This window comes from Sphingobium sp. 3R8, assembly GCF_020166615.1.
GTDB classification, from domain to species: domain Bacteria; phylum Pseudomonadota; class Alphaproteobacteria; order Sphingomonadales; family Sphingomonadaceae; genus Sphingobium; species Sphingobium bisphenolicum.
Window position 1 is genome coordinate 1 of sequence record NZ_JAIQXR010000004.1, and the last position, 12,599, is coordinate 12,599.

The window sequence follows — 12,599 nt, forward strand, 5'->3', positions numbered from 1 at the left end:
GTTTGACCGGCGTTCTGTCGGGCAGACGACCAAGTTTTATATCCGTCATATCGTGCTCCTATTCTGTCCACGGTGCCAAAATGAGATCGCGATGCACTATGAGTCGGACCGGGGCACCGGGCCGAATGGTGATGGTCGGTTGGATCTGAAGATTGCGGGATGTGATCTGGTCTCCGGCGCGGGACACATTCTGCTGCGTGGATTGACGGATCGCTTGGACAAGATCGCTTTCACCGGAGAAGGTGACGTTCGCCCCGACGCCGAGCAATGTCGATATCGCGACGCCCTTGAGCAGCGCCCAGGTGTGGAAATCGACTTGAGACATGCGCCGACGCCTTTGGCCGCAAGCGGCTTGGACATGCGCGTCGGCCACCCGGCCGCGTCGATGGCGGGTTCATTTCTTCCCAAGCGAGGTTCTCAAGCCTCGGCGCCGCCTTCGCGACGCGGAACGAGACTAACATCCTGATTCGGAGAAGCAATACCGATGGGGCAATTTGCAAGGCGCGCATATATGGAGAGGGGGAGATCGACCACGATCCCGCCTGTAATAATTCCTCGCTTCCTTACCAGCGCTCGACCGCCCTATGTCCAACAATAGGATCATCATGCGCGAGCGTTTCGCGCCTCGACTTCTACGGGCGTTCGTTCGGGCGCAAGAGAAGATTTGAGGAAAACCGCGCGAACGAATCGGGATGCTGACAAAATCAGTCGGGATTGCGGTGTTTCAAGCGCTCATTCCGCGAAACTCACTTTTTCAATCCGGATTTGCGAAAATTTGCCGCCATTCACGCAAACTGACTTTTTCAATCGCGAATTACCAGGAATGACGAGGCCTTGGACCTTCGCGACGGTCAGCTTCGGGCGATGATAGTAAGATAGCAGGCCTTCCGCGCTTAGCGAGAGGATCTCATTTGCCGCCGATATAGTGGTTGTTGAACCTGCGTTCGCTCTTCCCGGAAGCTGTTGGTTTATATTTCCCGGGACAGCCGATGGATGGAACGCCCCGCCATTAGTCCATCATGCTTCGTCACCATGACAGGCGGACGCTCATGGTGGCGTTGATGCCTTCGCCAATGTTGGTCTGGGTTCAATATTTGGCATTGAACAGATTATTCACGTTGCCGGTGAAGGTCACCTTGCGCGCGCCGACCCGCATGTCAAACTGGATGCCCGCATTGGCGGTGGTGTAGGCAGGAATGTACAGGCTGTTGCTATCGCTGGTCGGCGCCTTGCCGGTATGGCGAACATTGCCGAGCAGGCTCAGGCCCGGAATCGCGGCCACATGATATTCGGCATGGCCGGTGAGTTGCCATTTCGATGCTCCCGCCGGCACATTGCCGCGCAGATCCTCATTGCCGGGTGAGACGTTCTGCATGCTCGGATCGAGATAGAGGAGACCCGCCCCCAGCTTCAGGTCGTCGCTCAGCCGATAGCTCCCGATCACCTCCATGCCTTCGTACAGTGTCAGTCCGTCCTGTGTGAGGCGGCGCTCACCCTCGACGAGTCGGTCGATCATACTGGCGCGCTCGATGCGAAAGCCAGCGAGCGTGAGGCTCAGCCGCTCATTCTCATATTTGGCACCGACTTCATATTGGCGGTTGAGCGTCGCTTTGAGCACTTCGCCGACATTGGCATATTCGCCGCCCACGCGGCTGCCCGGCTCCATTGCCTCGACATAGCTTCCATAGATCGAGACATGGGGCACAGGCTTGTAAATCAGCGCGAGCGTGGGCGTTACCGCTGAGGTGCGATAACCGGAATCGACCAAGGCATCGCCATCGAGATCAGACAGCCGGTATTGCGTATAGCGCGCGCCGAGCATGGCCTGCAGATGTTCGCCAAGGTGCAAAGTGTCACTCAGGAACAGGGCTTTCTGCCGCTCGTGTGTTGGCCAGCCATCGGTCCCAAAGCTTATTTCGCGCGTCACCCGAAACGGCTGATCCCTGTAGATATTGCCGTTGAAATCATTGCACCAATAATAATTTCCGTCGTTATTCCCAAAGGCGCTGTCCGTGATTTGGAACGACGCGCCCGCCACGATCCGATGCCGGATCGGTCCGGTTATGACGTCACCCTGCACTATTGCCTGGAGAAAATGATTCTTATCCAGTTCGGCGAAATTATAGGCATAGCCATCATAGTCCCCGGCCTGGGTCCGCATGTAAACGAACATCTTGTTCGAGCGATGAAATTTACTGGTGTAGGCGTAGGTCAGGCGCGCGGACCAGCCATCGGCAAAACTCCAGTCCAGCCCGATGGCCGTGGCCAGGGTCCTCCCTTTACAATAGCTGTTGCCGATGTTGAGCTTGTCGCCAGGGGTCATAGATCGTGCGGTTGCGCCCAAAGTAGCGAGGATGTTCAGCGACAACCTCTTCGCCACAGCGAACGACGATGCGATCGGCATAGGCGCGGACCTGCACCGTGCGTCGTGCCACCGTCGAGAGCACCGAGTGTCAACGGCACTGTAATTTTCCCCGGAACGGAACGGACAAAGTAAAAATCCACACTTTGCGGTTTGAGGTTCAGGAGCCGGGCATCGGTACTCCTCCGTCTTTTGGCGGTCGCCCGCGGCGACGAGCTTCTGTCGGCGCCGACGGGGTGATCCCGGCGGTCGAGCGAACATGCTCGGGTAGCAGGTCTGCATGGCGCGTGAGGCGATAACTCGAGCCTTCGATCTGGATAACGATGGCGGGATGCAACAGGCGGTCGAGCAGCGCGGTGGCGACGACGGGACTGCCGAAGATTTCACCCCATTCGGCAAAGCCTCGGTTTGAGGTGAGGATCATCGCCCCTTTTTCGTAGCGCGCATTGACCAGCTGGAAGAACAGATTGCCACCACCGGGTATGGCCGGGAGGTAAACGACCGACGTACCCTAGGAGATCGAAGGCGGGGCGAAGCCAGCGACGAGCGCCGAATGAATCGGCCAGATCTGTCTGTAAGGAAAAGTCCATTGAAGGCTAACACTTGGTAAGACGCCTGGCACCATCGTCCTGCGCTTTCGGGCGGTCGCCGGCAAGTGGGTGCCCGGCACACTACTTCCTTAAGAACGCGTCGCAGGGCTGTTCGACAATATAATCCCAGAAACGTTGCGCCGCACCGCGAAGTGCCCGGCGATCGCGCATCGCTACAAGCGCGATCGTCGGGGGGGATCCTGCAACGGCGCGGTAGTGCATTTCGCCGGAGTTTGCTGCTGGCGCAGGACGAAACCATCCCAGTTCGATCGCAGGCGACCGGATGACCGCTGCATGCCGGAGAACTCCTGCGGCATCGCCTTCGGGAGCCCTGCGCCGCTCCGCGCCGATGCTATTCATCCATCGCGCAATCACCTCCGATACGAAGATCCCGTTCTGCCGACCGATGGAGAGCACGGTACGGTGCGCGAGCAACGCCTCCGGAACTATCTCATGGATGGCCAAAGAATCTTCCGCTGGAACCAGCAGACCGACCGACCGGTATCCGAGCACATGTCGAACGAGGTGGTCGGTCCGCTCGCCATCCAAATGTGAGACTTCACCGCGGACGTCGGGCTCCAGTCCGATGGCTATATCAATACGCTGGGCAGCAAGTTCCTCCACAAGCCGCGTTTGATAATGGTTTGTGATGACAAGCGCTTGGTCAGGATTTTCGCTGACGAAGCGATCGATCAACGCATTGCGCTTCGGAATCAGCTGGCTGTGGTGAGCTGTGCCAAGATGAACCGCATCAAGCCGGATGTCACGGGCGGCGCGCGATATCCATTCCGTTTCGACAACCAGCCGACGCGCATAATCGAGATAGCGGTGTCCCGACGCCGTCAGGATGGCACGACGGCCGCTTCTGTCGAAGAGAGCGAATCCAATTTGACGCTCTAGTTCCTTTATCATGGCGGATAATGCCGGCTGCGACACCGCCATGGCCTGCGCGGCAGCCGCGTAAGTGCCATGATCGACTATTGCGAGCAGGCAGCGATGGGGCTTGGCGGTGAGATCCATGCGAGCCTCTACCACGATTCATAACGAAATCCTATCTTGTTCAACACTATTTGCGTCTAGACTGCTCCCGATAGTTCGTTGATCTGGCTCCTGCGCAAGAGGGAGGAAACCCATGTGGTCGTTCGCCACCGAACCTGATTTTCAGCTGGAACTGGATTGGATTGACATTTTCGTCCGCGACGAGGTCGAACCGCTCGACTACGTACTCGGCAGCCAGTGGAATATTCACGATCCCGAATTCGGTCGTCTGGTGCGGCCACTTCAGCAGATCGTCCAGGAGCGTGGACTTTGGGCCTGCCATCTGGGGCCTGATCTCGGCGGCAAGGGCTATGGTCAGTTGAGGCTCGCGCTGATGAACGAGAAATTCGGCAGATCGCGCTTCGGCCCTATCGTCTTCGGTGCGCAGGCCCCGGATACCGGCAACAGCGAGATCCTGGCCCACTACGGCAGTCCCGCTCAAAAGGCTCGGTTCCTCGAACCCCTGCTTGCCAACCACATCGTCTCGTGTTTCGCCATCACCGAGCCTCAGGGCGGTGCCGATCCAGCGGTCTTCACGACGAGCGCCCGGCGCGAGGGCGACGAATGGGTCATCGACGGCGAGAAATGGTTCGCGTCGAGCGCCCGCTTCGCCGAATTCTTGATTGTAATGGCGGTGACCGATCCCGACGCGGCTGAACATCGCAGAATGTCGTTGTTCATCGTCCCCGCGAAAACACCGGGGGTCGAAATCGTCCGAAACTACGGCTTCTATGGCGAACCCGAGGACAGCCATGGCCATGTCCGACTTAGCGGCGTCCGCGTGCCCGCTGAAAATATGTTGGGAGAACGGGGCGATGCCTTCGTCGTCGCCCAGGTCAGGCTGAGCGGCGGGCGCTTGCATCACGCGATGCGCACCTTGGCGCAAGCGACCCGTGCTTTCGAGATGATGTGCGAGCGTGTAGTCTCGCGCGTGACGAAGGGCGAACGGCTGGCCGACAAGCAGATGGTACAGCAGATGATCGCTGACAGCTGGATCGAGCTGCGGCAGTTCCGCCTTCTTGTCCTGGAAACCGCTTGGCTGGCGGACCAGACGCAGGATTGGAAATCCGTCCGGACCAACGTGTCTGCGGTCAAGGCGGCAATGCCACGCCTGCTCCACGACATCTCGGCACGCGCGCTGCAACTGCACGGGTCGCTGGGCCTGAGCCACGACATGCCTTTTGCGGAATGGCTGGTTAACTCGTTCCATGTCGCACTCGCCGATGGTCCGACCGAAGTGCACAAGGTCACGATCGCACGGCAGGTACTGAAACATACGGTGCCGACACCGGACGTGTTTCCAATCTATTCGATCGCGGCCCGCACCGAAGCCGCGCGCGTGAAGTTCGGCCTTCCGCCCGATCATACAGCCGGGAACGCCCTCCCCTACCACCATGCCAAGGAACTACTTCGATGAGCGATTTTCTGAACTTCAGTGGGAAAGTAGTACTCGTCGTCGGCGGTTCCAGCGGCATCGGCAATGCAATCGCGCAGGCGTTCCGGGAGCGCGGAGCCTCGGTCCACGTAACAGGAACGCGCGCGTCGAATGCCGACTATGCGGCCAGCGACGGTAGCGATCTCACGGGGCTCCAGTACAGCCAGCTCGACCTTTCGGACCCGGGCGCGATCGCGTTTTGGGATCCAGGCATCGCGTCGGTCGATACGGTGGTGCTTAGTCAGGGGCTGGTGCTCTACAAGCGTACGGAATTCGACGCCGAAGGCTTTCAAAGGGTCCTTCAGGTCAATTTGACGAGTGTGATGCAGTGCGCGACGCTGTTTCACGATCGTCTTGCCGCAACGAAAGGCTCGCTGATCATCATCAGTTCGTCCGCGGCGTTCCATGCGACGACCGGAAATCCGGCCTACAACGCCTCGAAGTCCGGCGCGATGGGCCTAACCCGAACGCTTGGTCGCGCCTGGGCAGCAGAGGGCATTCGCGTCAACGGCATCGCGCCCGGATTCGTCGCCACCAAAATGACCGCAGTCACCACGGACAACGCCGACCGCCGCAAGACCGCAGAGGAGCGCATCCCTCTGGGTCGGATCGCCGAGCCGGCCGAAATGGTGGGCGTGGCGTTGTTTCTCGCGTCCCCGATGTCAAGTTACGTCGTCGGCCAGACAATCCTCGCCGATGGCGGCATGCTCCTGTGAGGGCAGCGGTTATCGATGACCCTGTCAATCTCGACGTCCTTACCCGATGGATGGATGAGCAGGCGTTGGGTAGCGGACCGATCGGCGACGTGCGCATGCTTGCCGGCGGTACGCAGAACATCTTGATGATGTTCACCCGCGGCAGCCGTTGCTTCGTATTGCGTCGCCCGCCGGCTCGTCCCCGCGAAGGCAATAACGAGACGATGCGTCGGGAGGCGCGGATCCTTGCCGCGCTGTCGGACAGCGACGTGCCACATCCTCGTTTGATCGCTGCATGTGGTGATGAAAGCGTGCTCGGCGCCGCCTTTTATCTGATGGAGCCGGTCGATGGCTTCAACCCGGTGGTCGGCCTGCCGGCGCTGCATGCCGGCGACCCCGCTATCCGTCGCGCGATGGGCTTCGCATTGGTAGAGAGTGCCGCCGCGCTCGGTCAGCTGGACTATCTCGCGGTCGGCCTTGAGGACTTCGGCAAGCCGGACAACTTCCTGCGACGGCAGGTCGATCGCTGGCAACGTCAGCTCGACGGCTATGAAGCAATGGCAGGCTGGCCGGGGCCGGACGCATTGCCCGGCGTGCGGGACATCGGCCGCTATATTTCGGAACGCTGCCCCGGATCATTCAGACCGGGCATCATTCACGGCGACTATTCCGTTGCCAACGTCATGTTCCGCAACGATGGTCCCGAACTGGCCGCGATCGTGGACTGGGAACTTTCGACGATCGGCGACCCGCTCATCGATCTGGGCTGGATCGTCGCGACCTGGCGCGGATCGGGTGGCCCCGACCTGCCGGTGCTGATCGTCGAGCCGTTTGACGGCTTTCCGACGGCAGACGAACTCGTGGAACGATACGCACAACGAAGCGGCCGCGATGTCGTCGCCATTGACTGGTACGTCGTTCTCGCTTGCTACAAGCTGGGTATCATCCTTGAGGGCAGCTACGCGCGCGCCTGCGCAGGACTGATATCGATGGAGACCGGCATCAGCCTCCACGACACAGCCACGAAACTCATGCAGCGCGCCCTTCATCGAATCGGCTGACAGATTCTGCCCCGCCCCCCCGCGAACATTCAAAGGAACGGACATGTCCGACGCGAACGCCCGACATCTGGCCAACGAACACGATGCAAGCGATCTGGCCGCCAGGGTCGAACGCTTCGTGCGGGATGTCGTCATCCCCTATGAGACCGACCCCCGCAAGGGCGTCCATGGTCCAAGCGACGACTTGGTGACGGAACTGCGCCAGAAGGCACGCGCGGCGGGAGTGCTCACGCCACACATTCGACCGGACGGCAAACACCTCTCGCAGCGCGAGACCGCGATGGTACTGAAACCGTCAGGCCTGTCGCCACTCGGTGCGATCGCGGTGAACACCGCGGCACCGGACGAGGGCAACATCTTTCTGCTCGGCCGCGCCGGCACGCCGATGATGAAGGAAAAATACCTGCGTCCGCTGATCGACGGACATACACGATCGGCGTTTTTCATGACCGAACCCAACGGCGCGGGATCGGACCCCTCGCTGCTGCGGACGACGGCGCGTCGCGAGGGCAACGGGTGGCGGATCGACGGCCGTAAGACTTTGATCAGTGGCCTGGTCGGCGCGACCGTAGGCATCATCATGGCCAAGACCGAAGAAGGGGCGACCATGTTCATGGTAGATCTGCCCGATCCAGCGGTCCGTATTGAACGTTTGCTAGACACACTCGACTGGTCGAGTCCAGGCGGCCATGCAGTGGTCACTATCGACGATCTGCGCGTGCCGGATGACCAGATCCTCGGTGCCGTCGGTGAAGGCTTCAAGCTTGCCCAGGTCAGGCTCAGTCCGGCACGGCTGTCGCATTGCATGCGGTGGTATGGAGCGGCGACCCGCGCGAATGAAATCGCGATCGATTATGCCTGCCGCCGCACGGCCTTCGGCAAGTTGCTCATCGATCATGAGGGAGTAGGCTTCCAGCTTGCCGATAACCTTATAGATCTCAAGCAGGCCGAGTTGCTGATTGAATGGTGCGCCGACCTGCTGGACAGCGGAGCGTCCGGCACCGCCGAAAGCTCGATGGCGAAGGTTGCGGTATCGGAAGGGCTGTGCCGCGTTGTCGATCGCTGCGTGCAGGTCATGGGCGGGATGGGCGTGACCGACGATACTGTAGTCGCTGGCATCTACCGCGATATTCGCGCCTTTCGCGTTTACGATGGCCCAACCGAGGTGCACAAATGGAGTCTCGCTAAAAAGATCAAACGCGAGTTCCTGGGACATCAGCAGGCGCCTGGCAGTGGCGGCAAGGGATGATCCGGCTAGCCCAGCCCGAACGGGCGCGGCGATTCCCCAGACGTATGGCCTCCCTCTCGGCACCCATACGTCCTTGCGGGTAAAACTCGGCTCTGGTTCAGCAGGGCTAAACGGCCTGCTCCGTAGACTAATAGTCGTATTTCCGAGTGCGCACAGACAACTCCAGAATAGATTTGATTGCTGCCTTACACGACAGTGGGCCGGTGATCCCTTCAAGAGGTACATATGCGAGCGTTGATCATACGCGGCACGGATTTGCAGTACGAACAGGTGCCTGACCCCGTAATAATGGCGGATCGCGACGCGATCGTGAGAGTAAAGCAATGTGGGATCTGCGGTAGCGATCTCCATCTGGTTCACACCGACTGGACGCCTTTCCGCCCCGTCTATGGGGTGGGTCACGAAGCCGTTGGCGAGGTCGTTGACGTCGGGAAAGGCGTATCGGACTTGAAGGTTGGCGATAAGGTGATGCTGGCAGGTTCCGTAGGTTGCGGTCTGTGCCGACCCTGCCTGTCGGGCGAAATCAAGCGCTGCGACAACAAGGCGAGCGACGTTTACGGAATCGGGCAAGGGCTGGAAGGCTGCCAGGCAGAGGCGGTGCGCGTACCGCATGCCGATTTCAACGCGACGAGAATTCCGGAAGGAATTTCAGACGATCAGGCAATCCTGCTGACCGACAACCTCGTGACAGCCTATTCGGCGTGCCTAGACGCCGATATTGGTGCCGGACGCAGTGCGGCAGTGATCGGCCTTGGACCGATTGGCCTGATGGTGGTCGAAATCGCGATTGCGATGGGTGCCAGCACCGTCTTCGCGATAGACCCGATTGCTGAACGACGGGAAATTGCAACGCGGCTCGGATGCGTTGCCCTAACCCCGGAAGGTGCTTCCGAAATTTTGGCGGAACAGACGAAGGGTCGTATGATCGACAGCGTCATTGAGGCCGTCGGCAGACAGGAAACGATCGATTTCGCCATGGCGATCGTTGGCAAAGGACGAACAGTGAGCGTCCTGGGCGCGGGGCGACATCTGGAGGTGAAGGTGCCATTCTCTGCCATGCTCAACGGCGTGACGGTCCGCGCAAACATGCTTACCGAAATCGCCCGGTTCTGGCCTCAACTCGTGCCGTTAGTTCAATCAGGCCGTATTCGTCCGGAACAGTTTATTACACACCGCTTTCCGCTTTCCAAGGGCGTGGAGGCGTATGACCTCGCAATCCGGCGAGAAGCTGGCCTACTGAAGATCATGTTGCAGCCATAGTCAATATGTCGGTCGACAAAACTTATACCAATTTCCTGTGATGCTGACTCATTTGGGGATTGAACAAACCCGCTGACGCGGGAGCTTGGTAGTTATTGGCTGGAATGGCCTCGTGATGAGAAGGTTTGGTTGCTGAGACCAACCCCTGATTAGGAGACCAACCCATGGCTGAGAGCCGGATTCGGAAGTTTCTCAATCCTGACAGTACCTTGCGCTTCTGCGTGTGAGCATGGATTGAGGCGATGAGGGCCCAAGCTGTTGACGAGGCGATGGATCGCTCCCAGCCGGCGCAGGCGCACTGCCATCTCCAACGCCCTGATCGCTAGGTCCTTCTCTATCCTGTAACTTACCGCCCAACCAGCGACACGCCGACTATGCAGGTCGAGAATTACGGCAAGGTGGAGCCAGCATTATGACGTCCCGATATAAGTGATGTCGCACGCCCATTTACGGTTGGGTGCATCGGCGGCGAAGTCGCCGTCCAGCCAGTTCGCTGCGACACCCAGACGGTGATGGCTGTCCGTTGTCACCTTGTCCCTGCGCGTGCGGGCAGGCTTGATCCCGTTGATCTTCATCAGCCGAAGACTACAACACCGAGCGGCCGACCTCCTCGCTCGGCTATGCCACACCGACGGCGTTCGCCGCCGAACTCGAACAGCAATGAGCGGGGTTAACCCCAATCGTTGCTTCGCCTGCGCTGAAGTGCGACAACAACGCTCGATCTCTGTTTGCCGTTGGATGAAAGACGGGGGTCACGTCAATCGGATTCTGCTCTATCCCCTTGGACCAACTGTCAGGCCGAACGCATGGTTAGCACCACCAAAGAGGCGACCGTAAAACTTTTACACTACATCTCGGTTCAGGAGTTGCGACGCCATGTCTGCGACTAGCTGACAGCCTACAACTTCGCCATGCAACTCAAAGCTCTGCGGTTCAAAACACCACAATAGACAATCGACCAACTCTGGTAATCAAAACCCGAAATCTTTAATCTCAAACCTTACCATCGCAATCTGAGACTAAACACTTAGTGAGCTGGGTAACAGCATAGTTGCGGGTAGCTGTCCAACTGCCATTGCGTTGTCCCAAATCGATCAGAGTGTTGCGGACCGATGCTCGCGCTTCTCCCCGCAGGGAACCGGCAAGGTGCGACAGCACGCTGCGCACGGTCTCCTCGACAAAGGCGTCATCCGACAACGCCCCCAAGCCCCATTGATGCACTTTGGCAAACTGAATGTCAGAAAGATCTGCTGCAAGACGTTCGATTTCGACCCATCGTTCGACCTGACGGGCAAAGCGGATGTTAGCCAACCAAGGCAACCAGGATCGCGTACCCATGTCGAGCAAGACTGTACGAATACCGGCATCTAGCGTAGGCGAGAAATACAGCGCCGCCACAGCATGCAGATAGTTAGGAAGTTCCAGATTGCGCAGGGTCGTGGTCAACTGCCTCTGAAGCGCGCCCTCGAACGTCACACTGTCCAGGTCGAACCCCATGCGTCTGTAGAAGGCATCGAAATATGCCTTTATAGCAAGGGCGACGACGGCTTCCTTGCTGCCGAAAGCGTTGTAGATCGTGCGCGACGACACGTCGGCGCGGCGGCAAAGATCGCGAATGCTGAAACCTTCGAGCCCGCCTTCCTCGATCATGTGACGCGTTTCAGAAAGTATGCGGCGACGCCGGTCGAACATGGCGGGGCTGGAGTTCGTCATGGTGCCCAGCGCGAAAAGTTCGGAATCGTCCATCGCGCTCTAACGATTGTTCGGTCGGAACATACCGGTGATCCTCGACGCCTTATATTGCCTTCCCTCTACATGGTTTTCCAGGTCATGCGGACGACCGCCATGCAGAACGGAGCCAAGCCGCGGGAAGGAAAAAATATTTGCCAAGCCGTTCACGCAAAGGCCGATGGCCACCGTCTCCCGGCACATCGGGCCATAAGAGGAAAAACCGTTGAACCTCGTCAGATATTCTTTTGTCATAGCAAGCGCCATACGAACGAATCGAACTGTGCGCAACGTTCCGGTGTTCGTCAGGCGACCATGCGCCGGACAGCCGCCTCGTAAATTCCGCCCGCCGAAGCACGCAGGCGCATTTCGCGCTCCCGGACCTTATCTACCTTCATCCTTACCGTCCCAACCAGACCGGCTTGCGCTTTTCGACGAAAGCTAGCGGCCCTTCGAAAGCGTCCTGCGAGGCAAGCATCGCCGCCATTGTGGGATAGGCCCATTGCTCGACCAGCGCATTAGCCATGTCGGCAGCCAGACCGCGCAGTACAGCCTCTTTCGTCGCGCGCAAGGACATCGGGCTACACAGGAGCAGTTCCTCTGCCAAACGCCGCGCACCGGCCAGCGCATCCTCAGCGACTTCGTTGACGAAACCCAGTTCAAAACCTTCCTGCGCGCTGACGCGTCGTCCCGTCATCATCAGCCCCATCGCCCGCTTGAGACCAATTTCGCGAGGCAGTCGCTGCAAGCCGCCGCCGAGCGCAGCAAGGCCGACGCGCGTTTCGGGAAGCGCAAAGGCGGCAGTCTCGCTCGCGACGATCAAGTCGCATGCCAGGGCCAGCTCGAACCCCCCCCCCAGTGCAACGCCGTTCACTGCGGCTATCACGGGCTTGAACATATCGAAACGGTGGGTCAGCCCTGCAAAGCCTCTCGGTGAACTGTCCATTCCACCGCCGGACGCCTGCTGCTTTAGATCATGCCCGGCACAAAACGCCTTTGAGCCTGATCCGGTGATGATGGCAATCCACTGGTCGTCATCGGCAGCGAACGCATCGAATGCGTCCGCCAGCTCAAGATTGGCAGGCTGGTTCAGGGCGTTATGAGCTTCCGGCCGATCGAGCGTGACGATCGTCAGCGCGCCTTCGCGGTCTACGCGGATATAGTCATAGGTCATGGCTTCC

The 12,599-nt window shown here is 59.4% G+C and carries 10 protein-coding genes and 5 pseudogenes; 6 read left to right on the forward strand and 9 right to left on the reverse strand.

Annotation, left to right across the window (positions count from 1 at the left end):
• Positions 1–58: 58 nt before the first annotated feature.
• From K9B33_RS04830 to K9B33_RS04850, 5 genes and pseudogenes are all read right to left on the reverse strand, one after another.
• Positions 59–319, reverse strand: a pseudogene (locus tag K9B33_RS04830) (TrbI/VirB10 family protein); the annotation flags it as partial.
• Positions 320–1,087: 768 nt separating this feature from the next.
• Complete coding sequence (locus K9B33_RS04835; RefSeq protein WP_224547098.1) at positions 1,088–2,323, reverse strand: TonB-dependent siderophore receptor; 1,236 nt, start codon at positions 2,321–2,323, stop codon at positions 1,088–1,090.
• A pseudogene (locus tag K9B33_RS04840) lies at positions 2,313–2,426 on the reverse strand (Mu transposase domain-containing protein); the annotation flags it as partial. The gene K9B33_RS04835 and the pseudogene K9B33_RS04840, both read right to left, overlap by 11 nt.
• 96 nt (positions 2,427–2,522) lie before the next feature.
• A pseudogene (locus K9B33_RS04845) lies at positions 2,523–2,858 on the reverse strand (ATP-binding protein); the annotation flags it as partial.
• Positions 2,859–3,033: 175 nt separating this feature from the next.
• On the reverse strand, positions 3,034–3,972 hold the full coding sequence (locus K9B33_RS04850) for a LysR family transcriptional regulator (RefSeq protein WP_224547099.1): 939 nt from the start codon (positions 3,970–3,972) through the stop codon (positions 3,034–3,036).
• Positions 3,973–4,084: 112 nt separating this feature from the next.
• Between K9B33_RS04850 and K9B33_RS04855 the strand changes: the two genes are divergently transcribed.
• From K9B33_RS04855 to K9B33_RS04875, 5 genes are all read left to right on the forward strand, one after another.
• Positions 4,085–5,407 (forward strand): acyl-CoA dehydrogenase family protein, encoded by a 1,323-nt coding sequence (locus K9B33_RS04855; RefSeq protein WP_224547100.1) that lies wholly within the window; start codon positions 4,085–4,087, stop codon positions 5,405–5,407.
• On the forward strand, positions 5,404–6,141 hold the full coding sequence (locus tag K9B33_RS04860) for an SDR family NAD(P)-dependent oxidoreductase (protein ID WP_224547101.1): 738 nt from the start codon (positions 5,404–5,406) through the stop codon (positions 6,139–6,141). The genes K9B33_RS04855 and K9B33_RS04860 overlap by 4 nt, the downstream gene beginning before the upstream one ends.
• Complete coding sequence (locus K9B33_RS04865; RefSeq protein WP_224547102.1) at positions 6,138–7,181, forward strand: phosphotransferase family protein; 1,044 nt, start codon at positions 6,138–6,140, stop codon at positions 7,179–7,181. The genes K9B33_RS04860 and K9B33_RS04865 overlap by 4 nt, the downstream gene beginning before the upstream one ends.
• Positions 7,182–7,224: 43 nt before the next feature.
• On the forward strand, positions 7,225–8,430 hold the full coding sequence (locus tag K9B33_RS04870; protein WP_224547103.1) for an acyl-CoA dehydrogenase family protein: 1,206 nt from the start codon (positions 7,225–7,227) through the stop codon (positions 8,428–8,430).
• Between the two features lie 225 nt (positions 8,431–8,655).
• Positions 8,656–9,690 (forward strand): alcohol dehydrogenase catalytic domain-containing protein, encoded by a 1,035-nt coding sequence (locus K9B33_RS04875; protein ID WP_224547104.1) that lies wholly within the window; start codon positions 8,656–8,658, stop codon positions 9,688–9,690.
• A 269-nt stretch (positions 9,691–9,959) separates the two neighbouring features.
• Here K9B33_RS04875 and K9B33_RS04880 read toward each other — a convergent pair.
• Positions 9,960–10,271 (reverse strand): annotated as a pseudogene (locus K9B33_RS04880) (DDE-type integrase/transposase/recombinase); the annotation flags it as partial.
• 198 nt (positions 10,272–10,469) lie between these two features.
• On the opposite strand from K9B33_RS04880, the pseudogene K9B33_RS04890 reads away from it, so the two are divergent.
• Positions 10,470–10,661, forward strand: a pseudogene (locus K9B33_RS04890) (IS481 family transposase); the annotation flags it as partial.
• Between the two features lie 22 nt (positions 10,662–10,683).
• Here K9B33_RS04890 and K9B33_RS04895 read toward each other — a convergent pair.
• The 3 genes from K9B33_RS04895 to K9B33_RS04905 all read right to left on the reverse strand — a co-directional run bounded on the left by K9B33_RS04895 (position 10,684) and on the right by K9B33_RS04905 (position 12,592).
• Positions 10,684–11,436: a TetR/AcrR family transcriptional regulator gene (locus K9B33_RS04895; protein WP_224547105.1), complete on the reverse strand. Its 753-nt coding sequence runs from the start codon at positions 11,434–11,436 to the stop codon at positions 10,684–10,686.
• 6 nt (positions 11,437–11,442) lie between these two features.
• Positions 11,443–11,673, reverse strand: coding sequence for a hypothetical protein (locus tag K9B33_RS04900; protein ID WP_224547106.1), 231 nt, complete (start codon positions 11,671–11,673; stop codon positions 11,443–11,445).
• A 145-nt stretch (positions 11,674–11,818) separates the two neighbouring features.
• Positions 11,819–12,592 carry an enoyl-CoA hydratase-related protein gene (locus K9B33_RS04905; RefSeq protein ID WP_224547107.1) on the reverse strand — a complete coding sequence of 258 codons (774 nt, stop codon included), beginning with the start codon at positions 12,590–12,592 and terminating at the stop codon, positions 11,819–11,821.
• Positions 12,593–12,599: the final 7 nt, after the last annotated feature.